Annotated in this window: 17 protein-coding genes; 6 read left to right on the top strand and 11 right to left on the bottom strand. The window is 43.2% G+C overall.

From position 1 onward, the window contains the following. Positions 1-28: 28 nt before the first annotated feature. Positions 29-1,972, bottom strand: a complete 1,944-nt coding sequence (locus tag GVN16_RS20575; protein WP_166565825.1) for a KUP/HAK/KT family potassium transporter — start codon at positions 1,970-1,972, stop codon at positions 29-31. A 231-nt stretch (positions 1,973-2,203) separates the two neighbouring features. On the opposite strand from GVN16_RS20575, the gene GVN16_RS20570 reads away from it, so the two are divergent. Continuing rightward, positions 2,204-2,986, top strand: coding sequence for an enoyl-CoA hydratase/isomerase family protein (locus GVN16_RS20570; protein WP_166565824.1), 783 nt, complete (start codon positions 2,204-2,206; stop codon positions 2,984-2,986). 279 nt (positions 2,987-3,265) lie between these two features. Further along, entirely contained in the window at positions 3,266-4,339 is a 1,074-nt protein-coding gene (locus tag GVN16_RS20565; RefSeq protein WP_166565823.1) for a DUF4056 domain-containing protein, read from the top strand. On the opposite strand, the gene GVN16_RS20560 is transcribed toward GVN16_RS20565, so the two are convergent. The 5 genes from GVN16_RS20560 to GVN16_RS20540 all read right to left on the bottom strand — a co-directional run bounded on the left by GVN16_RS20560 (position 4,324) and on the right by GVN16_RS20540 (position 13,255). Then, complete coding sequence (locus GVN16_RS20560) at positions 4,324-4,647, bottom strand: hypothetical protein (RefSeq protein WP_166565822.1); 324 nt, start codon at positions 4,645-4,647, stop codon at positions 4,324-4,326. The genes GVN16_RS20565 and GVN16_RS20560 overlap by 16 nt on opposite strands. A 141-nt stretch (positions 4,648-4,788) precedes the next feature. Then, positions 4,789-6,093 (bottom strand): dienelactone hydrolase, encoded by a 1,305-nt coding sequence (locus tag GVN16_RS20555; RefSeq protein ID WP_166565821.1) that lies wholly within the window; start codon positions 6,091-6,093, stop codon positions 4,789-4,791. 127 nt (positions 6,094-6,220) lie between these two features. After that, positions 6,221-7,906, bottom strand: coding sequence for a RagB/SusD family nutrient uptake outer membrane protein (locus GVN16_RS20550; RefSeq protein WP_166565820.1), 1,686 nt, complete (start codon positions 7,904-7,906; stop codon positions 6,221-6,223). A gap of 13 nt (positions 7,907-7,919) precedes the next feature. Next, positions 7,920-10,880, bottom strand: coding sequence for a TonB-dependent receptor (locus tag GVN16_RS20545; RefSeq protein WP_166565884.1), 2,961 nt, complete (start codon positions 10,878-10,880; stop codon positions 7,920-7,922). An 887-nt stretch (positions 10,881-11,767) separates the two neighbouring features. Beyond that, a complete protein-coding gene (locus GVN16_RS20540) occupies positions 11,768-13,255 on the bottom strand; it encodes a hypothetical protein (RefSeq protein ID WP_166565819.1) in 1,488 nt (495 codons plus the stop codon). A 443-nt stretch (positions 13,256-13,698) separates the two neighbouring features. On the opposite strand from GVN16_RS20540, the gene panD reads away from it, so the two are divergent. From panD to GVN16_RS20525, 3 genes are all read left to right on the top strand, one after another. Continuing rightward, on the top strand, positions 13,699-14,049 hold the full coding sequence (gene panD, locus GVN16_RS20535) for an aspartate 1-decarboxylase (protein ID WP_166565883.1): 351 nt from the start codon (positions 13,699-13,701) through the stop codon (positions 14,047-14,049). A gap of 23 nt (positions 14,050-14,072) precedes the next feature. Beyond that, positions 14,073-15,074 (top strand): lysylphosphatidylglycerol synthase transmembrane domain-containing protein, encoded by a 1,002-nt coding sequence (locus GVN16_RS20530; RefSeq protein WP_166565818.1) that lies wholly within the window; start codon positions 14,073-14,075, stop codon positions 15,072-15,074. A gap of 75 nt (positions 15,075-15,149) precedes the next feature. Next, positions 15,150-15,857, top strand: a complete 708-nt coding sequence (locus GVN16_RS20525; protein WP_166565817.1) for a zinc metallopeptidase — start codon at positions 15,150-15,152, stop codon at positions 15,855-15,857. Positions 15,858-15,927: 70 nt separating this feature from the next. On the opposite strand, the gene GVN16_RS20520 is transcribed toward GVN16_RS20525, so the two are convergent. The 5 genes from GVN16_RS20520 to GVN16_RS20500 all read right to left on the bottom strand — a co-directional run bounded on the left by GVN16_RS20520 (position 15,928) and on the right by GVN16_RS20500 (position 22,373). Next, positions 15,928-16,791, bottom strand: coding sequence for an inositol oxygenase family protein (locus GVN16_RS20520; RefSeq protein WP_166565882.1), 864 nt, complete (start codon positions 16,789-16,791; stop codon positions 15,928-15,930). 242 nt (positions 16,792-17,033) lie between these two features. Continuing rightward, positions 17,034-18,656 carry a sodium/sugar symporter gene (locus GVN16_RS20515; protein WP_166565816.1) on the bottom strand — a complete coding sequence of 541 codons (1,623 nt, stop codon included), beginning with the start codon at positions 18,654-18,656 and terminating at the stop codon, positions 17,034-17,036. 210 nt (positions 18,657-18,866) lie between these two features. After that, positions 18,867-19,463: an OmpH family outer membrane protein gene (locus GVN16_RS20510; RefSeq protein ID WP_166565815.1), complete on the bottom strand. Its 597-nt coding sequence runs from the start codon at positions 19,461-19,463 to the stop codon at positions 18,867-18,869. A 75-nt stretch (positions 19,464-19,538) separates the two neighbouring features. Beyond that, the gene (locus GVN16_RS20505) at positions 19,539-19,898 is read right to left on the bottom strand and encodes a hypothetical protein (RefSeq protein ID WP_166565814.1); all 360 of its coding nucleotides are present in this window, start codon (positions 19,896-19,898) and stop codon (positions 19,539-19,541) included. Positions 19,899-19,919: 21 nt separating this feature from the next. Continuing rightward, positions 19,920-22,373 carry a penicillin acylase family protein gene (locus GVN16_RS20500; RefSeq protein ID WP_166565813.1) on the bottom strand — a complete coding sequence of 818 codons (2,454 nt, stop codon included), beginning with the start codon at positions 22,371-22,373 and terminating at the stop codon, positions 19,920-19,922. 274 nt (positions 22,374-22,647) lie between these two features. On the opposite strand from GVN16_RS20500, the gene GVN16_RS20495 reads away from it, so the two are divergent. Next, positions 22,648-23,259, top strand: coding sequence for a methyltransferase (locus tag GVN16_RS20495; RefSeq protein ID WP_166565812.1), 612 nt, complete (start codon positions 22,648-22,650; stop codon positions 23,257-23,259). The last annotated feature ends 9 nt before the right edge of the window (positions 23,260-23,268 follow it).

The raw sequence follows: 23,268 nt of genomic DNA, 5'->3' as shown, positions 1-23,268 counted from the left end.
AAAAATTAAGTTTTTATGTGAATAAGATTTATTCCCAGGGTATTTGTTTCAATTCTATTTTCTCTACAGGCTTGATGACCAGCGGCACTTTCTCAACCTTTACGGCTGAACTGTCCAGACCGAACCACTTGTCTTCGGAAGTCGTAAACTCCTTGATAAAGAAATATGCCTTCATAATGACATTCTCCCAGAAAGGAAGATCGTTTTCGTAGGAAAGGAATTTCTCCAGCACAACAAACCGGAAGTCACCGATCACATTGTGTTTGTTCAGCGACTCATAACGGCTTCTGATGTCTACCTCTCCTTTTTTCACCATCTCTTCCAGCACATGCCTGAAATACAGGTGAATTTTCTGAGGCACCCTGAAACCAAGCCTGAAGGTTATTTTATAAACGTCGTCCTTTGCACAACTCTTTATTTTATATTCTAATGTGTATGGATCATCCACAGTATCGACGTGCACAAACCAGTAAACATCAGCCCTTTTCGGCCTTTTCTGGAAAATGGAATAAATGATTTTAGACTCTATCTCGGTGGCCCTTGAGGCATTACTCATGAATATGAGGTGCGTTGTATATTTCGGCACCGTAATGTCCTTGCTTAATTCTTTCAGTGATTCGGTATACTTGTCCAGCTTTTCGTATTCAGTGAGCCTGAGTTTGATATTGAAGGCTTTCAGCCATACATACATCACAAAACCCAGCATGCTGCATATCAGGACAGAGACCCAGCCACCATGCGGGAATTTATCCAGGTTGGCCACCAGGAATGATCCTTCAAGAGCAAAATAGACCAGTACGAATAAAAGGACAAGCCACAGATTACTCCGGTGTATATAAAGGAAGTAAGCCAGCAAAATAGTATCCATGAGCATGGTTACCGTAATGGCAAGACCATAGGCCGCTTCCATATTTTCAGAACGCCTGAAATATAGCACTACTGCGATACACCCGAGATAAAGAAGGCCGTTGATACTCGGAACATACAACTGGCCTTTTTCATTGGAAGGAAAATGTATTTTTACTTTGGGCCAGAAGTTTAAGCGTATGGCGGAAGAAATCAGGGTGAAAGACCCGCTGATCATCGCCTGGCTGGCAATGATGGTAGCCATGGTAGCGATGGCGATACCGGGCAATAAAAACCAGTCGGGCATCAGTTCATAAAACGGCTTAAGCTCTTTCAGGTATCCTCCCTCGAGGGTCATCAGCCAGGAAGCTTGTCCGAAATAATTCAGCAAAAGACAGGTTTTGACATAAATCCAGCTGATGCGGATATTTCCCCTGCCGCAGTGTCCAAGGTCCGAATAAAGGGCCTCTGCTCCTGTAGTACACAGAAAAACCGCCCCCAAAAGCCAGAATCCCTGCGGGTGCTCAAATAACAGCTGATACGCATAATACGGGTTAACCGCCTTTAATACTTCAGGATGAGATGTCAGGGCAAGTACCCCCAGAAAACCGAGCATACTGAACCAAACCGCCATAATTGGCCCGAAGGCTATACCTACCACATTGGTACCGAAAATCTGAACCAGGAACAGTCCGGTCAGGATGGCTATAACAATAGGTATGGTTTGTATCTCCGGATAAAGTATTTCCAAACCTTCAATGGCCGAAGAAACTGAAATGGGCGGGGCTATTATGCCGTCAGCGAGAAGGGCTGCTCCACCGATCATGGTCGGAATGGTGAGCCATTTGGCATGCCTTCTGACAAGGGCAAAAAGAGCCAGTGTACCTCCTTCTCCCTTATTGTCGGCACGAAGGATCATGATCACGTACTTGATAGTCGTCTGAAGCGTCAATGTCCAGAAAACGCAGGAAACAGCCCCGTAAACAATCTTTTCAGTGATTTTCTCTTCACCTACAATTGCTTTCATTACATAAAGGGGGGAGGTTCCGATATCACCGTAAATAATACCCATGGCCACGAGCAGGCCGGATACGGTAACCTTATCAAGATTATTTTTTGCGTTCATTTATAACATAGTACTGTTTAAAAAAGCTCACAAATATAGGTTGTTGGTTTAAATTGTATCCCAAAGAATTCAAAATGTTTTTAAAACCACAAAAATATTCTATCTTTCAGTATACATTTAGCAATGTATGTATACCCTATTTTTGATTTTTTATAGCCAAAACAGGCTTATAAACGCGGAAATACGGGTTTTATCAACCTAAAATTAACACTTCATTAAAAAAAACGGATAATGTTCGAAACCATATTATTCTCCAAAGAAAACCATATCGGCAGGATCATCATCAATCGCCCTGAGGTATTTAATGCCCTCAATGCCAAACTTTTAACTGAACTTACAGAAGCCATCAGGGATTGTCATGAAGATAAAGACGTCAGGGTTGTATTGCTGACTGGTGGCGGTGAAAAAGCGTTTTGCTCAGGAGCAGATCTTAAGGCAGGACTTTCGGGTGGTAATACTGAACTCGGGGCTACACTCCGGGCTACCTATAACCCTCTGATCCTGGCGATAAGAAATATTCCGAAACCTGTGATTTGCTGCCTTAACGGTATCGCAGCAGGAGCCGGGATGTCGCTTGCCCTGGCCTGCGACCTGATCATTGCCCGCGATGACACCTATATGACTGAACTTTTCGTGGGCATAGGCCTGATGCCGGATGCAGGCTCCATGTTTTTCCTTCCTCGTATTGTAGGAATGCAAAGGGCTTTTGAACTGTTCAGCTCCGGCCGGAAGATATATATGACAGAAGCTCTTTCATTGGGACTGGTGAGCAAAAGTGTTCCTGTAGAGAACCTGGCCGGGGAAGTTGAAAAATTACTCGCCTATTATACCCAGGCACCGACCCGCTCTATCGGATTAATGAAACAAATATTAAATAAAACATACGAAAGCAGTCTTGAAGAGGTCCTCGAAATGGAGGCCGAAGCCCAGACCGCCTGCGGTTTTACCCACGATTTCGCAGAGGGTGTTATGTCTTTTCTGCAAAAAAGACCCCCTGTATTTAAAGGAGAATAAGACTCCCGAGTATCTCAAAATATTACTTTTACCAGGAAGGTTTACCGGTTTCAGGCAAACCTTTTTTGGTAAACCCTTCTGCTGACGGTATTCATATATTTCTGAGGCTGCAAAAATAATCTTCTAAGAATCAAACGTTTCTGACTTTTTTTGGGTTTAATAAAATACCATTCATAAACGATCATGCGTTTATATTGTAAATTATGTATTAAGCTAATAAAAAGAAATTGAAATCATTTACCAGACTTTCGTTCTGACTCTACACCCCGGATTAACAAAATGAAATTAAAATCACTTTACACTCAAAAGCTGGGAATTTCCGGCTTGTTGATTACATTATGCTCGCTGTCAGCATTATCAAAATCTCCGGTTCTTGACCAGAAAAACCTCAACACCCCTCCTCCGAGAATCATCAGAACATGCTGTTCGTTCGGGGCCGATGTACGGGTGAGCGGACTTCCGTTTGTCAGGGTCACAGACATCACCAATCCTGAAAAAATGGGCGACCATAAATACCTGGGAAATAAGGAAGAAGAAAACGGCATCATTTATACCCGCAACGGAGGTTTTATAGACATGGGCCACCTGAGGGATATGGCTGACTGGACAGCCTATCTGTATAATTTCATTAAATCAGCTCCGTCAAAGCAGACAGCTTCTCTTAGATTGGGTTATGAAGGAGGTTCTAAAAATCTTCATCTCAATTTACCTGAAAACATCAGTGACGAGGACGTAATTACACTGGCGGGTAAAATTGCCTATGACTTATCGGTCTGGCATGAGATATCCACCTGGTTCGGAGCTTCATATATCCCGATGGTTCCGGAGCGTTACTCCAGTTTTTCGGTAGAGGATGCTTATTCCAACCTCCTTGGTGTTCAATTGGGCATGAAAGCACTGAAAAGCGACCTTCCTTATGAAGAGGCGATGACTCTGCTTGTATCCGAAACCCTTAAAAATCTGGGAGCGGTAACTACCGACCTGGAAACCTACGAGGCCATGAATGCGGTCAAAGAAATATGGTGGTCAGAAAAGGCCAAGTTACCCAGCAGAAACGTTTTGCTGAAGAGACAATTTGAGGTATATGACGTGGTCAGTCCGCTGGTGATCAACCAGGACACCACTCAACTGAATGCAGGAGATTTTAAATTGTATGTGCCAAAACTTACTGCCTCCGGATCTTCCATCAATGATTTTTATGAACTTGACATTAAAGTAAACATGAGGTTCCCGCTCAAAAAAATCAATATTGACCCGGAGAAACGCAAAATTACGCAGCATGATTTTCCTGCACTAATCAGATATGCTGAACAACGGAGCAAAATGACGGCCCGCAATCAGGCCTCTATGTGAGGCTTCTGATCTATTCCCAGGTCACTTAAAGCGGGGTTCATAATCACTTTGGAAATTTCCAGTCTGAATATCTTTACATTTTTCAGGCTAAACTCTGCCACATACTTCCCCCGGTCTTTAATGGATCGGTAAACTGCCGTATAGTTTATTTTGTGATCATCCCACCCTCTTAAAGCTAGTATTGAGAAGATACTCTCCAAAGCGATTTTGAGATTGGAAAAATAAGAAACAACCGGCAGACTTTGCTTTATGCCTACCAGGTTGTTGATATAATTTACCTCGATTTTATAAATAAATGATTGTTTCATCAAAAGCGTGATTTATTTTGAAAAATAATGCGATAATTTTTCAAGCATGAAACTTTCCGGGCACTTTGGTCGTTTTAACTTCAACTGCCTGATTTTACATCTTCAACGTTTTTCTCTCCCAAATCATTTTATTCTTTTATCTTATGGTTTTGCATGCAGCAGCTGTAGTCCTGTTGATGACCTTGGTTTAAATCCTGTCCACGTTTTTTCGTTTGAATCCCCCTTAAGATCAAGGAATTTAGCATAATCCTTTTTGCCCAGGTGTATTCCCATGAACGCGGTCACAAAATGCTGATTGATGTTGTTGATGCGTTTCTCATTCCACGCCGGTTCGGCATAGCGATAGTATTCATCAATAGACAAACCCGACTTCAACGACTCATGAGGCGGAGGGTTTGGAGCCACATTATGACGGGCGTTCGCATAAGTCAGCAGATACCTGTCCGAATTAACGGCTCCTTCATAAATGGCCTTAATTCCGTCTTTATATCCAGAGATATCATCCTGATCACCCGCTACAAAGAAAACGGGCACTTTCAGTCCTTTTAAACCTTCTGCATCCCAGACACCCCGCTGCATACCCCACGGAGCAAACGCCACCACCGCTTTGATCCGCGGATCATTGGAAGCGTTAAATTCAGGATTACCGGTCATCCTTGTTTCAATGGCCTTGCTGCCACCGGTCATTCCGCCGAAAAGCTTTGCCATCTGGGGACTATAACCGGCACCGGAAGCGTTCAAAACACCGAAACCTCCCATTGAATAGCCGATTAAACCTGTGTTACCTGCATCAACCAAACCCTTTAAAAAACTGTCAGAAGTGGGTTTACTCAGATCCGCTATCTGATTTAGCACAAATAATATATCCTTCGACCGGTTCAGAAGTGTACTGGTGAAACCACCTGCATCACCAAAAGTAGATTCGGTATGGTCTATGGCCACTACCACATAGCCCTTGGAGGCCAGGTTTTCAGTAAGGTAGGTCAATAATAATCTGGATCCCAGGTAGCCATGTGACACAATAATCAGAGGGAACGCTCCCTGTGTTTTAAGTGCCTGTGCATTTCTGGCAGCTCTGCCGTTAAACTTAAAAGGGATCAAAGGCCGCTTAGGGTCGTTGGATGCCCCCATTACCTGGTCGTAGGCAACGATTTCATCCTGTCCCTGAGCCAGCGTTGCGGGATACCAGACTTCAAGTTTGAGGTTTCTGTCATAAACCGGCTCTACTCCCGCTTTTGATTTCAGGATATCGATCTGGCCCTTGTTCACTACAGAAATGGTCTGAACACCCACCTTAAAATCGCCGCGGGCGGCTAACTCCGGAGCGTCCGGCAACGCATCGCCAAAGATGAATTCATGACTTTGGGAGCGGGCAAAGAAACCGGAAAAAGAAAAAAGAAAAAGCAAACAAATGAGGGCTCTTTTCGGAGAAATTAGTTTTTTCATTAAGGCTGGTATTGATTAGGTTGAATAATGCTTAAAAATAACAGATAAAGTAAGTCACAGATAGTTTATAAACAAAAAAAGCTATGGAGTGTAAATACTCTCCATAGCTTTTATCAGAACGTAAAACTTAATAACCAGGGTTTTGTTTCAGATAACCCGGAAGGTTGGAAGCTCCGTCGATAGCCGTTTGCGGAATCGGGAAGATTCTTTTCTGTTTATCTGAATTGGTTTTTTCAGTCCATGTTCCTTCATATTTTCCGAAACGGATCATGTCGCTGCGTCTTAACATTTCCCAGTAGAACTCAAATCCACGCTCTCTGAAAAGAATATCCAAAGACATGGCTTTAAGGGCCGGAGGAGGTGTAGTTGCTGTCCTTGAAGCTCTTACAATATTTACATCAGCCAAAGCAGCTGCTGCATCATTGCTTTTTCTCAATTTGGCTTCAGCACGCATCATATAAATATCAGCCAGACGGATAAATACGATATCCGCTTCACCGAAGTTTCTTCCGCTTACCGATTTCTTGCTGAATTCATATTTTTCAACCCTGTAGCCTGTGCTGTAATCACTTCCTGCTACAGTAAAGTCAATTTTCTCAGTGAAAACAACCGGGCTGGTTGGTCTGTTACGGGTATCATTGAATAATTTACCCACTTTCATTCTTCCGTCCGGGCATTTCAAAAATACACCGTTTTTACGGATCAGACCGTATTGCTGACCTCTGAGAATACCTCTGTTGATATTAAAGTTTTCAGCCGCGATACAGGTATCAGCCTGGTTGCTGTAGGTAGAAAGATTTTCTTTATAGAATCTCGGATCTGCCTTAGGGTCTAGCGGAGCATATTCCTGTACCCAGGTTTGGTAGAAATCTGAAGTGATACCAGGACCATCAGTTCCGTTGGCGTTAGGATAGGCCGGTAAAGGAAACTGGTCACCTGAAAGAGAGAAATAAGCCATACGGTTGTGGCCGTTCAGGTCAGCTCTCTGGTCCATCGCAAAAATCAATTCCTTGTTGCTGTGATTGGCGTCTCCGAAAATAGAGAAGTAATCAGCAGAAAGCTGGTATTGACCAGAAGAAATAATTTTATCACAGTATTCAATCACCTTATCCATTTCTTCAGCCTTAAAGGTGAAGTTGGCTGCATATATATCGCGGTAAACGGCTGCATTCAGATACAAACGGGCCAAAAGTCCCCATGCACCACCTTTGGTAATGCGGCCAGGACCTACAGTAGTTTCCAGGTTCGGTTCAGCAGCAAGCAATTCATTTTTAATATATTGAAAAGCTTCCTCTCCCCTGATGATCTTCGATACAGCTCCGATATCTTCTTTCACAAAAGCCACACCATAAAGATCAAGGGCCAGCATGTTATAATAAGCCCTCATCGCTCTCGCTTCAGCAAGATAGGTTTTGGTACTCGGGTCGTTCAACGTAGGAAGTGTATTGATCGCAGTAATCGACCTTGAAATACCCTGAAGAATCAGGTTCCAGGTGTTTCTGAGGTTAGGATCGGTACTCTGGTAAGTATGGGCATGCATAGCCAGGTAAATACCATTATCACCCCAGTCGGTACCCCCTCTGTATGGAAGGATGGCTTCGTCGGTTGAAATCTCCTGAAGAGCGAAATAATTGGTATGGGTAAACAGATCCGGCATCCTGGCATAAACCGGGGCGATGATTCCGTCAGCGGCCTGCTTGTCTGTCAGCTTGGTAGCCTGGGTCTCATCCAGGATCTGTTCCTGAAGGTCGGTGCAACTTTCGAAAGCGAAAGTCCCGAGAATTACGGAGAAAAATATGATGGTCTTTTTCATGTTTTCAGTAAAATTAAAATGTTAGATTTAATCCAAACACTACCGAGCGAGCCTTAGGATAGCTTAAATAATCGATACCATACGAAGATATCCCGTTGACTGTTCTGTCAGTATTCACTTCCGGATCATATCCGTTATATTTAGTCGCTACGAAAAGATTCTGACCTGTGGCAGACAATCTCAATGAAGAAACCCATTTGCTGATGCCTAATGCCTGGGTGTTGAATGTATACCCCAACGCCAGGTTGTTTAATCTCAGGTACGCTCCGTCTTTCAGATATCTTGAAGAAACCGGGGCCGCATTGTTTACAGATTCTGTCGGAGAAGCAATGGCTTCCGGAGTCGTGTTGATACCTTTCGACAGACGCAGCTTGTAGAAGTTAGAGTTGGCTGTGTTATCATAGATTTTGTTACCTCTTACACCATTAAAGTTAATGATCAGATCAAAACCTTTGAATCCTGCGTTTCCGAAGAAGTTATACTGCATGGTAGGTAAAGCACTGCCTACCGCTACCCTGTCTTTGTCGCCGATAATACCGTCACCATCCACATCTCTGTATTTACTGATTCCCTTGTCGTCAAATCCTGTAAAATCTTTCAGGAAGAATGTTCCGATTGGTTCGTTGTTGATGTACCCGTTGATGGTAGCAGAAGTCAGTCCTGAACCAGAAGCACTTCCCGAAGGAATCACTGAGTAAGGAGAGTTTTTAACGACATTGTTAATAAAAGTAACATTACCGCCAACACCATAGCTGAAGCCGCTGTTTGTTTTGCGTCTGTAACTCAATTCTATTTCAAGACCTTTGTTGGTAATGGTCATATCTTTCACGTTGGTCCAGAAAGTACCGGCAGGCTGTACAGGATCTGAAGGAATTACCTCAAGCAGGATATTGTTGGAAACCTTGTTGAAGTAATCTACCGAACCTGAAAGAGCTCCGTTCAGGAATCCGAAGTCAAGTCCGATGTTGGTCTGTGTTGAAACTTCCCACTGGATATCCGGATTGGCCAGTCTTGTATAAGTAGTACCTGCAGGATAAGCTCCTTCAATAAGCGGGTAACTTGTACTTCCCGACACTACAGAAGTAAATAAGGGCTGGGTAATTTTGGAAGGAATTTCCTGGTTACCGGTTTGTCCCCAACCTGCTCTCAGTTTCAACTCACTGATGCGTGATGAAGACTTAAGGAAGTCTTCTTCAGAGATTCTCCAACCTGCAGAGAACGAAGGGAATACCCCGTACTTGTTGTTGGCACCGAATTTAGACGATCCATCTGCACGAACTGTGGCAGTGAAAAGGTACTTGTCGTCAAACTGGTAGTTTACCCTTGAGAAGAACGACTGAAGTTCGTTTTTAACCGCATATCCGCCCGGTTTGTTGTTGGCAAGCGTAAGTTCCTGACCCAAGCCCGGGTTATAGATAGGCTCGATATCAGAAATCGGGAATTTGTTGATACTTGACCAACGCTCCTGGATGAATATTTTCTGATATGAATGACCTACCAATGCAGAAATATTGTTCTTACCGAACTGCTTTCCGTAAGTCAGGTAGTTTTCGATCAGGCTGTTATTGTTGGTTTTAATATAGGTATCCAATCTACCGTCCTGAAGAGGTACCGCATTGGCTAGCGACTGAACGTCTCTTACTGAATTAGCATTGTCAATACCGAAATTCAAACGATAAACCAGGTCTTTGGTGATTTTGAATGAAGGTGAAATATTACCCATTATTCTTCCGGTCTTTGTAACTTCTTTGTTCAGTTTTAAGCTGATCAGCGGGTTCACAAGGTTCGGATAAAAAGCAGGATTACCATCTTTATCATAAGCCGGGTAAGTCGGGTTGGTAGAAATAGCATTACCGATCATACCTTCAATCGGAGGTCTTACATTTGAAACAGAAGTCACAGTAAGGTTGGCATCTACATTAAGTCTGTCGTCCAGAAACTTCTGAGTTACATTAATACGTCCGGTATATCTGTCGATATTGTTATTTTTCAGGATACCTTCCTGCTTTTGCATACCAAACGAAGCATAATAAGTCAGTTTATCAGCACCGCCACCCAAAGTCAGGTTATGATTCTGAGTATAGGCTGTTCTCATTACTTCACTCTGCCAGTCTGTATTTCCTTTCAGATCTTCAAGTGTACCACCCAGCTTTGGCACTTCAGTACGGTATTCATCTGCAGTAAACACAGGCAAAGCCCTGGCGATCTTAGAGATACCAAAACTTGTAGAATAGTTTAAAGAAGAAGTACCCGCCTTGCCTTTTTTAGTAGTGATCAATACCACACCGTTCGCTCCGCGGGAACCATAAATGGCTGTAGCAGAAGCGTCTTTCAAAACGTCAATTGATTCAATATCCTGTGGGTTCAGGAAGTTAAGAGGGTTTCCTCCTCCACCTGTACCGGAGTTATCAAGAGCCAGACCATCTACCACAAAAAGCGGAGTACTTCCTGTACGCACACCTCCAGGACCCCTTATGGTGATCCCCTGGGCTCCGCCCGGTTCACCACTGGCAGAAGTCACGTTAACACCGGCTACTTTACCCTGAAGCAACTGCTCAGGTGAGTTAATGATACCTCTGTTAAACTCATCACTTTTCACAGATTTTACTGAACCGGTAAGATCGGTCTTTTTGGAAGTTCCGTATCCTACCACCACAATTTCACTGAGTGTTTTGGCATCTGATTTTAACTGCACATTAAGTGAAGTCTGACTGCCCACTAAAACCTCCTGAGGAGTATATCCAACGTAGCTGAATACCAATACTGCTTTTGCGTCAGGCACTACCAGGCTGAAACTACCGTTTGCGTCGGTTACGGTTCCTTTGGTTCCGCCTTTAATAAGAACACTTACACCGGGAATGGCATCTCCATTTTCTGAATCAGTCACTTTTCCGGAAACATTAACATCAGCGATTTTCGCCGGCTGGTTTGCTTTGGCATAACTTACACCCAGGAAAAGGGTGGCCAAAAACATTTGGATTACCGAGGTTTTCAAAAACCTTAGCAACCCTTTTTGTAGAGTTTTTTTCATTATTCGGTTATTTTTTCTGTTAGAAATTAACTTGCGAAGTCATAAAATCCTGTCAACAGTTATTGATGAATCTGATCACTTCTGTTTTTGAGGGCACTAGGTTAATTGATACTTGATTTTTGTCATAGATGATCCGGGTTTTAATTGATTATACATATTGGTTAATAATTGCAGGCAGGAAGAGGCTTCCATACTGATGGAGCCTTCACAGAAGATTTCATTTAGTAAATTCGTGTTCATCATCCGACTCTTTCTCAAATCATTTATTCAGTACTGTGTCTGTTTCAGGGATATCCTCTCTGAGTATCCTTGCATTGTGCTAAGACTTATTTCGAGTTTTTGTCGGTAAACGTTCGGTTAACATTGGCAAATATATTATTATAATTTATAAATAAAAAATATGACAATTCCTATACTTTACCTTTCAAATAAGCCCTTCTCATCAAATCACACTCCTTGACATGGATCAATTCCGTTTTCTGACCCCCGGATTAAAAAAAACGGGCTGATGTCATGGGTCTGATCAAAAACCATAAAAAGGCTCTCAGAACACATATTTTGGCACTTTTAACAGCTAAACACTTCTTTCCGGCCTCAAATAACAGTTCCTTAAGGCCTGCAAAAGTATGGGAAGAAACACCGGAATGTGTTAAGTAAACATTAAGGGCAGGTTAAGTTATCGTTGCAACAGCCCCGAAACCACCGGAATAAGTGGACAAAATTTAGCAAAAAAACGGAGAAAAAGTATCAGTGAAAACATCCCTAAAATAGCACTATGACAAGATAAAAGCGTTGCTGCGGAATTCAGCCGGGTATTACAGTAAACAAAATCAATATCTGTAAACATTAAAACTGTCACCTGCTTTTGTCTGCTGGTTTTCATTGAACTGCAGTTTCTCAAAGTGGTGTTTTTTACACAGCGAGTCCGGGATAGTCACCCAGGTCAGAATCAGCAAATCAGAAGAGGTCTTATTTTTCAGGACATCCATTTTGGGTTTATTGTTGAGTAAAAACTCCAGCCCGTCTTCATCCCACCTGTCGGCCACACCCTTTTTCCAGGTAACATAGTTTCCGAAATCATTCTGTGTCAGATGAAAAAGGTCTTTGTCAAGGTAGCCTGAAACCGCCTCTCCCAAATAATCGGGATAAGAAACCACGGGCGTTTCAGGATACTCATCCCTGATTTTTTCAGAAATTCTTTTAGCAGAACTGAATTCATTTCTGAAGTCGTTGACATAAGCCCCCATGCCGTACATAAAAATACTGACCAGGGGCAATAAGATTAAGAACCTCTGCGTCCCACTCAGTTCAAACTCTGAATGATAAATAATCAGGCTGATCAAAAGAATAATGCAAACACTCATGGTGTGCCTGTCGGCCACCGCGGGGTAATAAGAAATGAAAATAAAAATACTGATCAATCCGAGACTTGTGATAAAAAAAATCAGGGCCGGTTTGCTCTTGCGAAGGGTAACCGCAAAAGTCAGAAGATAGGCAAAAGTCAGTCCGGTAAATAACAGCACGGAAGATAAACTCAGCACCGCAAATCTTTCAAAACCGTAGGTTATTGAATATTTTGAAAAAACCGCCCTGTTAAAGTAAACAATGAGGGCCTTAATGCCGTTTCTTACCCTGTCTTCACTAAAAACAGACCAGTTCAGGACGGAATTATGAAAGAAAAAGGAATCTGAAGGAGGTTTTACGGTGATCACGAAAAAAATAAAACCTCCAAACCATACGGCCGAAGCCAGAAAATCACTCCTTTCCATTTTCCAAAACCTGAGGCCATATTTTCTGACAAACAGCATCAACATCAGTGAAGCAGAGATTAATGTCGCAAAAAGATTAAACTGGGTTAATACAGCCAGAACAAGGGCAAGTTTCCAAAACTCCTTTTTCTGAAGGATCATTGACAAGGCACAAAGCATGATCATCAGGCCTATGCTGTAGTTCCTGGAAAGCAAGAGATATTCAAAACCCAGAATTCCCCCAAAAATAATGAGGATATTATAAATGATATTAAAAGGAGAAAGTCTTAAGATCAGATAGCTGCAGACCATACCGACTGCCAGGTGAATAAATTGCATAACATGGAAAGATAACCCGGCTTTTGCAGCTAAAAACAAAATAAGATACCACCCGAGCGGATGCCCCTCATAAGCAATGTTATGCCATAAATCTCCTAAAGTCCGGCTATGGGAGGCTATTAGCCATGAATGAAACTCGTCTGTCCAAAGTTCATGATGGAAGATTCCGGTTACGCCCCAGATAAAATACAGCGTTAAAATCAGAATCTGAATGGTTCTCTCTCCGAACATGAATAGCGGTTAAATTGGGAATGCGAAAAAAGAACCCGGCATGAAGAGGCGTCTTAAGCCGGGTAAACTCTTTTGCAATTTGCACAATTATAACGATTTTATAATAGCTTTTTCAGGTAAAAGTTTCGAATACAGGTTATATCCTCAACTGAGAAAATTATCTTTCATTCTTTTCGATACAGAACATGGCATCCGGGACATAGTTATTGCTCTGTTTCGCCCACCGCCCCGAATCAGAGATCAGGCAACATCTGAGGATGAAACCCAAAGAACTTTCAACGATCATCGAGGTCCGGCACACGGCCGACCTGACGGCCCTGGCCGGTAAAACCCAACACTCATTTCAGCTTTTCGTTTGTCTGCATAATGGAACGGCCGACCCGATGATTGTGTTTTCAAAAATGAATCGTAATTTTGTGATTCAAAAACCAGAAGATACAAAAATGTTAATCAATATTTTCAAGTCTAAAATCCACAGGGTAAAAGTAACTCAGGCCGAACTTAATTATGTAGGCAGCATTACCATTGACGAAGACCTCCTTGAAGCCGCGGGTATAAGAGAAAACGAACGCGTCCAGATTGTAAACAACAATAACGGCGAGCGGATAGAAACTTATGCGATCAAAGGCAAAAGAGGCTCGGGAATCATCTGTCTGAATGGTGCCGCTGCCAGAAAAGCTCAGCCGGGCGACATCGTGATTATTATTTCTTATGCCTGGATGACCCCGGAAGAAGCCGCAACGCACAAACCGACCGTTGTGTTTCCAGACGAGAACAACAGGGTTGTCAAATAATACATTTACTTAAAGCACCAGCATTGAAAAATAATCTGAAATACATTCTGCCGATAGCCATTGGCTTGGCCTTGTTATACTGGGTTTTCAAAGACATTGACCTGGTGTCTCTGTGGCAAAACTTCAAAGATGCCAATTATATGTGGGTTGGACTGGCTGCTATTCTGGCTCTCTTAGCACACGTACTGAGGGCATATCGCTGGAAACTGATGCTGGAGCCTATGGGCTACCAACCCTCCACGTACAACACCACGCTGGCTGTCCTGATCGGATACCTGACCAACCTGGCTTTGCCCAGAGCCGGCGAGTTTGCCCGGTCGGCCAGCCTTCAGAAACTTGAAGATATTCCGTTTGAGAAATCTTTCGGGGCGGTAATTGCCGAAAGGGTGATTGACGTCATCGTCTTGTTTGTGCTGATAGGCCTGAACCTCCTTCTTGAATTTGACAGGCTCAAAGGCCTTTTTGTTGAGATATTCGGAGATAAACTGAAAAACACCTCTACTCTTCTCACGTTGGCGGCCGGTGGACTGATATTCCTCGGACTTGTCTTTTTCCTGCTTAAGAAGAACTGGAACAAACTGGAAAATATCCCGCTGGTTCAGAAGATCATTGAAATCGGAAAAGGTCTGTGGAATGGCTTCAGCAGTGTAAAAAACCTTAAAAACCCTGCTGTTTTTGTCATCGTAACCCTGCTCATCTGGGCCTTATATTACTGGACTACCTATTTCCTTTATATTTCACTGGATGCCGACGGCACCATGAGTTTCCTGGGTATCCTCACGATCCTGGTCATGGGAAGTATCGGCATGGCTGCACCCACCATGGGAGGGATCGGCAGTTATCATTTCCTGGTTGGCAAAATTGTGATGCTATATGGCCTTACCCAACAGGAAGGTATTACCCTCGCCACTTTTCTGCATACGATGCAGGGCATTCTGTTCGTTCTGATATTCGGAGTGATATCGCTTCTGCTTAGTTTTCTGGCAGGTAATAAAGCTGCCGGGAAGGTTTCCGAACCTAGTTAATCCCAACTTTGTTTTAATCAAAGAGAACAGGTATTTTTTCTTTTAAACACAAATTATTTAAAACACGATAGTACAATGAATGGAATTATTTTAATAAGTCTTGTTTTTATGGCTGCAGGCTGGCTCGTTTCAAGGAGATTGAAAAGCAAGTTTGCCGAATATTCGAAAATTGGTTTGTCTAATGGCTTAAGCGGAGCTGAAATAGCTCAGAAAATGCTTAACGACAACGGAATATATGATGTAAAGATTACACAGGTGGAAGGACAGCTGACTGACCACTATAACCCGCTTGACAAAACGGTTAACCTCAGTGGTGATGTATATCACGGCAGAAGTGCCGCCGCCGCCGCCGTTGCAGCCCATGAGTGCGGGCACGCTGTTCAGCATGCTACGGCCTATGCAGCCCTGAAAATGCGTTCTACGCTGGTTCCGGCTGTCAACATTGCCTCGAAAGTAATGGGTATGGCCAATATGTTCCTGTTTATGGGTGGGTTTTACCTTCTTACGCAGGGCAGTGCATTAGGTAACATGCTGTTGCTGGTGCTGATCGCCGCCAATGCTGCCATTGCCGCTTTTGCTACCATTACCTTACCTGTGGAGTTTGACGCCAGTAACCGTGCCCTGAAATGGATGGAAACCCGCAATGTGGTGAGCCAGAGAGAACACGCCATGGCTAAAGATGCCTTGAAATGGGCTGCCATGACTTATGTGGTGAGTGCACTAGGGGCCATTGCCAACCTTGCATATTATGTGATGATGTTTTTAGGAAGAAGAGACGACTGATCTCCGTAATACAAAACAAAATAGCCGTCCGGGAAACCCAGACGGCTATTTTTATATATTCACTTACTTCTTAGAACTTCAGATTAGCCGGAAGATATTTCGCTACCAATGCTTTATAATAAGGCTTCAAAGCTTCGGTATCAGGTGGTACCGGAAGTTTTGAATACAAATCATAAGGATTGAATTTCTTCACCCACTCAAACATTTCACGGTCATGATCGTCTAATAAGTGATCATAAGCATGCTCTCTGTGCTGAGCATAGAATGAGTGATAACGGATCATATAAAGAGCAGGTTCAGGAAGATAATCTTTAGTCATCTGATAAAGATACTCATCATGCCCCCACGACATATCCACATTTCTGAGACCGCAATTCGGCTCATAAATACCGTATTTGGTATTGTATCTCTCGTCTCTTGAGTCCGGGTTGGCTTCAAAATACTCAGGATAAACAATAGCATCGGAATGTTTGCAACCTACCGGGAAGGTGTCGCCCACGACAGCCCACTGAGGCTCACCGAACAGACACAACACTTTACCCATGTCATGCAAAAGGCCTGTTAACACAAACCAGTCAGGATGACCATCGGCACGGATAGCTTCTGAAGTTTGCAACAGGTGCTGCCATTGATCCAGGGAAGTATCAGGATCTGAGTCATCTACAAGCGTATTAAGAAACTCGAAAGCATCCCAGATGGGCATTTCAGTTCTGTCGAATTTCAAAAACTCAGCCTGTTTTTGTTTTACGAAATCATAGGTCTGAAACTTATGATTCAAACGGTAAAACTCACGGACAGTATCTCTTTCCGGATTATCATAATTACGATATTCTTCTTTGGCCCTTGTATGCGGCTCAGGATAACGGATGATCACATCCTCTTCCCAATCTTCAATACTGGCTAACGGGGCAATTTCTTTCGGCGTAAATTCCATGCTTTCCAAACGGTCTGTTTAAATGAAATAATTCCTGTTTTAACTTCAGCTTTGTCAAAAACGTATCAAATATAGATAAATTATTGAATAAATTAAATTTTATGAGCAAAAAAACATATGAAGCTTTTCAGCCGTCTGTTTTCAGCTATCAGCCTGATATTCTCCGGGTTATGATATTCCATACTTCAGGCATACAGCTGATATCAGCAAGTGCCTGTATTTGGTATTTTTCAGCGTCTTTTTTACCAGAAAACAGTATACAAGGCCGCCAGAACACCGCAGATGAGTATGGAAATCACAATGAACGAAGGAGGTACCCGGAACATCGATTTGTCAATTTCAAAACCTTTGTTCTCCTTCTTCCTTTTTCCTTCGATGAGTGATATGATGACCATCAAAACCACCAGGATACCAAATACCCACGCCGTACGGTTCAGGAACGGTATCGGGGCTATGCCGATCATGTCCGGAAGCGACTTGAAAATCAGGGACAACGGCAAGGCCAGGGCAGCTGCGGTAATGGCTGCATTGGAAGTGGTCTTTTTCCAGAACAAGCCCAGGAAAAATAAAGCGAAAGCTCCCGGGGTAATATAATTTGAATATTCCTGGATAAACTGATAGGCCTGTTCCAGGTGCCTGAGTTGCGGGGTGATCAACAATGCAATGGCAAAAGATACCCATACGGCCCATCTGCCCACCATCACAGTTTTCTTTTCACTGGCATTTTTATTCAGAATCTTCTGGTAAATATCCAGACTGAAGATCGTCGCGATACTGTTACACTTTCCGGCCAGTGAGGCTACAATGGCCGCTGTAAGGGCCGCAAAAGCAAGGCCTTTCAAGCCTAGGGGCAGAAGGTTCATCAGTGAAGGATAAGCATGATCAGGTTTAACAATGCCGTTGATATCGGTCATTTGCTGCTGCAGCTCCCCGTTCTGAAACAATACATAAGCGGCGATGCCCGGAACCACACAGATCAACGGGATCATCAGCTTAAGAAAAGCCGCGAAAAGAATACCATTACGGGCGGTTTTTAGATCTGCCCCCAAAGCCCTTTGAATAATATACTGATTACATCCCCAATAGTTGAGGTTGTTGATCCACATCCCGCCAATCAGGATAGACAAGCCCGGAAGTTCATAATAGTATTTATCCCCTTCCGAAAAGATCATATGGAAGTGGTCGTCGGCTTTGGTTTTAAGCAAAGATAATCCGTCAAAAATACCATCTCCGCCAAATTTGTCCGAAACCATATTCAGGGCCAGATAAGTGGTGGCCAAACCACCAAGAATCAATACCACCACCTGGATCACATCTGTATAGCCAATCACTTTCATCCCACCCAAAGTGATAAAAATAGCAAAAAGAGACAGGGCAAACATACAGTAAGTAAACGGCAGGCCTGTGATGGTCTCAACTGCCAGTGAGCCAAGGTACAGAATAGAGGTCAGGTTGATAAAGACATACAGCAACAACCAGAAAACAGCCATGATAGTCGCTACCGTATCGTTGTATCTTTTGGACAACAACTGGGGCATGGTGTATATCTTATTCTTCAGATAAATCGGGATGAAGAATACCGCTACAATAATAAGCGTAGCGGCCGACATCCACTCATACGAAGAAATGGCCAGTCCCATCGCAAATCCGGAGCCCGACATGCCGATAAAATGCTCTGCAGAAATATTGGAGGCGATCAGTGATGCCCCGATGGCCCACCAGGTCAGGGAACCTTCGGCCAGGAAAAAGTCTTTGGTGTTGGTTTCTTTGGGCTTGTTCCTTTTATATACCCAATATCCGTATCCGGAAACAGCAAGAAAATAGAGAAAAAAAACTAAATAATCAGTAGGTTGTAGTTGGTTCATCGGGCTAGGTTTAGATATGATCAGGTTGAATTCACAAATCTAAAAATAAGTAAGACAAATCATAAAAAAATACCAGAATAACTTTTTTATTATTGGAGAAGGAGAAAGGAAAAGGGAGAAAGGAAAACGAAGGAAGGCAGACTGAGAAAAGGAAAAACAAAAAAGCATGGCTGCGGTGCAGCCATGCTTTTTATAGAACTCTGGATACTATTATTTCTTGGCAGTAGTGTCTGCAGAAATACTTCCTTTGTTTTTGTTATATTCTTCGTTAAGTCCTTTCAATACATCCTGGGTGATATCGAGATCTTCTTTAGCGTAAAGTACGCCACCGCCTTTCGAATATCCGATAACCATGTCATACTTATCAGACTTGTTATATTTCTTAAGGTAATCCTGGATGTTAGTCAACAACTGATCTGTTTTCTTAGCTTGTTCCTGACCAAGGTTTCCGGCAGCGTTGTCACGATACAACATGATATCCTGCTCTTTTTTCTGAAGCTGAAGCTGGGTAGTCTGAGCCTGCTCCTGGGTCATTCCGCCGGCCTGGGCACGACGTTGAAACAAAGCTACTTCATTCTGGAATGACTGACCTTTGCGTTGTAATTCGTTTTCAAGAGCAAATCTTTTGTTTTCAAATTCTTTTACAACGTCTTTGTAGTATTCATAGTTATTAAGAAGAGTATCTGTATTCACATAAACAATTCTTCCTGAAGGCTGACTTGTTCCGGTTTTACCGCTGTCTGCGGCTTTGTTACAACTCAAGATAGCGACCGATAAGCCTAAAAATAAAATGCTGATTCTTTTCATTAATGATATTTTGTTATTTTTTCTCAATTCGAACGACAAATATAGGGATAATAATATTTTATAAAAAAATCCTTTTTACGCTTTAAAAAAATTCCTGACCTGAACACCCGCCATTCCGGCAAAACCTCCGCTAAGTGCTGAGACCAAGGTTACTATCGTGATGATGATCCCTATTTTAGGAATATTCTCCAATGAAGCGGCTCCTCCGGTAAATATTCCTGCGATTTTATCAGACATATTTACTTCAGAAACGGCGTTCAGGTACAAGGAATAGCCCACCCACAAAGTAACCGCTGCCAGGGCCGAAACCCCGAAAGCAGATTTTGCCGTTTTGGCTTTCCACCAGCACAAAGCAAAACACACCGGTGCCACCACCCACCACGGGCCAAAAAACGAGGCGATACCGCCAATGATAATGATCAGAATATACAACATAATTTTTCTCTTTTAAAAGTTTCAGTTTTGAGGTTTAAGCACCATCTGCTTTTTGATTTTGTCTGATTTCTCCTCTTTGTTCTTCAGGAACAACAGGGTATTCAGTTCGCCTTTGGCCCATTTGTCTATCATGTTGTCATAATATATACTGCCGGGATTACCTGATTGACCGCCCGGATACAAACCATAACCGCGTGGCCAGGATTTGTCCAGTTCAACAATCATCCTCCACGAAGGGCCCGTAGTGGCAGTAGTGGCATTGACAATGCTTTTGCCTCCGCCATTGTCAATATCCATCCGGCTGAAAGACTGAAAAGCAGGAACAAGGTGCTTGATATCCGTACTTTTCACTTTACTCCAGGCCCATTTCTTCGGATCGATGCTGCCATTATGTTTGGTAAGGGAATCGATGGCCGCTTTAAAACTATAACCGATGATCTCATCCATTGTTTCTATCTTGTCTTTAGTATCCTGGTTGTCAAACCACCTGGCGGCAGGTTCTTTTTTGATCATCTCAAAAGTCCTGTCATCTGAAGGGTACAGCATCTTATTGTCCGGAGAAAACTCATCATTCCATATCGCACGGTTCAGCTCCTCTCTCCATCTTTCAAAAATGGTCGCCCCCACTTCACCGGCGTCATTCTTCAGATTCCAGTTTTCAATTTCTGAGAATCCGGCGTATTTGGCAATCCGGGGGTCTTTTTTCAGCGAAGCAATCAACGCCGGTAAAATTCGTCTGGCAGCCAGGTTAAAATTGTCATTCTGAACACTTCTCAGGCTGTCTGCGGTGGCCTGGGTCATGGCCTCCAGCCTTTCGTTGATCCTCATCCCTCTTTCAGAAGGGGCGAATCTCCAGCCTAAGTAATAAGGATAGGTGGGATCAGTAGAAAACTGGTTGGCAGAACTGACAAATCCCCTCGGCGGGTTTTTAACCGTCGGATTCTGGTCTTTCGGAATCCATCCCTGCCAGTCCTGAGAAGGCAGCGTCCCGTCCAGGATATATTTACCCTGATTTTTCCATTTTAACGGGAACTTGCCGTTCGGGGTAATGGCTATATCGTTCTGGTTGCTGGAGAAGACAAAATTCTGAGCCGGAGCAGTATAATACGTAAGGGCTTTGCGGTAATCATCGTAGTTTTTAGCCTTATTCAGATAATAAAAAGTGAGCAGATCGGCTCCGTCGGTTTCGTTGGTGATCCACCGCATGGCATGACCTGCAGGGGCATTCTTATTAAAATCCGTTTCTTTATTTTCTGTATAAATGATCGGTCCGTGGTGCGTAAGGTAAAGCGTGTCTGAGATGACCTTGCCGCCTTTCAGTACGAAGGTCTCAATTCTTTGCTCTGTTTTTTTCCACTGGTTATCGTGCCAGTATTCTTTCATGGTTTTATCCTTGAATTTGATTTTATAAAAATCCAGGACATCGGAACCTACATTGGTTACACCCCAGGCCACGTCTTTATTAAAACCGATCACAATACCCGGAGAACCCGGCAAGGCTACACCATATACATTCATGTTTGGAGAACTCAACTGCATCTGATACCAAATAGAAGGTAAGCTCAGACCCAGGTGAGGGTCATTGGCCAGAATGGGCAGGCCTGTAGCAGACTTTGCACCTCCCACAGCCCAGTTGTTACTGCCTATTTCCGGTCTTGGCTCAGGAATATTCAGAGCTACCTGCCCGTTGTCAGGCAGGGCCATTATCTTTTCAGGAACAGCAGGTGTCTGCAGCGGCGTAAATTCCCATTTGGTTCCCACCGGTATAATCGGAGACTCGTCAACAGGATAATCCGGGAACAAATCTTTGACAGCATCCAGTCCGTATTTGGATACGACATTGGTTAAACGATAATCATTACTTCCGCCGCTGAGTGTGTTCCTCATGTTCATCAGCATCAGGATGGTTTTGTAAGGTGACCACGGTTCAGGCTTATAATTCAGAATTTTATATTCTACCGGCAGGTCTTTATAACTCAACTGGGCGATGTACGCGTTCACCCCTGCTGAATAAGCTTCCAGAATACTGCTGGAAAGCGGATCTTTTTTAAGGTTTTCAGCTATTTTCTTCGCAGAATTGGCCATGCCGCTTTTACGGTTATAGCGATCATACTCAAGAGCCCTTTCTCCTACGATTTCGGTTAGCCTTCCTGAAGAAACCATAGTATAAAACTCCATCTGCCACAGACGGTCGCGGGCAATAACATATCCCTGGGCAAAAAACAAGTCGTCGTCGTTCTGTGCAAAAATATGTGGTACCGCATTGTCATCATAGCGGACACTTACTTCGCCTTTCAAGCCTTTCAAAGGCATTTCAAGGTCTCCCCCGGTGTCTTTTTGTTCGGTATTTTGTAAAAAACCCTGGAACGGGCTGAAGAGTTTTCCTAAAGGAGGGACGGTGCCCCATGACTGATTTAATAAATAGAGTAAACCTGCTGCGAGTGCAAGTCCCCAAAAATGTTTCAAAAATTTCATTCCGGTTTTTTTAGTATGTTTGATCGTGCTCAAATTTATAAAATAAACCTAATTATTTATTATTTTCTGAATATTATATAAGGAGGAAAGGAAAAAGGAGGATTGAAAAAGGAAGAAGCCCGCCCGGACGAAGGACAGACTTCCGGACAGGGTATATCTCCGGGGTGAATTCTGGATTATCCATAGAAAATGACCGGAAAATAAAATTTTAGAACACCTTGGCCGGATTGTTCGTATTATTATAAACAAAATCACATTTAAATCCCTTAACCATATGACACCTGAACCATTACTAGACGACCAATACTGGTCAGAAAGATACGCCAACCAACAAACCGGCTGGGACATCGGGACGATCTCTAATCCCCTTAAAGTTTATTTCGACCAGCTGGAAGACAAAAACATGTCCATACTGATCCCCGGCTGTGGCAATGCCCACGAGGCTGCCTATCTGCTTGAGAACGGTTTTGTCAACATTACCCTTATCGATATTTCAAAAATACTGACTGAGCGACTCAATATCAAGTTTAAGCACTTCTGCGAAGCGGGCTGCTGCCGGATTATTCATGAGGACTTTTTTCAGCATGAGGGCAGCTATGATCTCATCATCGAACAGACCTTTTTCTGTGCCCTGGACCCGTCAATGAGGGAGGAGTACGTCAGAAAAATGTCCGGTTTGCTTAAGCCCGGAGGAAAACTGAGTGGCTTGTTGTTTAATCACCCTTTCCCTGAAGGGCCTCCTTTCGGCGGAGATAAAGAAGAATATCAGCAGTTGTTCAGGCCTTATTTTAACCTTAAAACTCTCGAAACCTGTCACAATTCCATTTATCAGCGATTCGGAGCGGAGTTTTTTATCAATTTTGAGAGAAAAGAGACCGGCTCCTGACCGGGTTTC

It is taken from the genome of Emticicia sp. CRIBPO, from assembly GCF_009905725.1.
Taxonomy (GTDB): Bacteria; Bacteroidota; Bacteroidia; order Cytophagales; family Spirosomataceae; genus Leadbetterella.
This window is presented reverse-complemented; position numbering and strand designations above follow the sequence as displayed.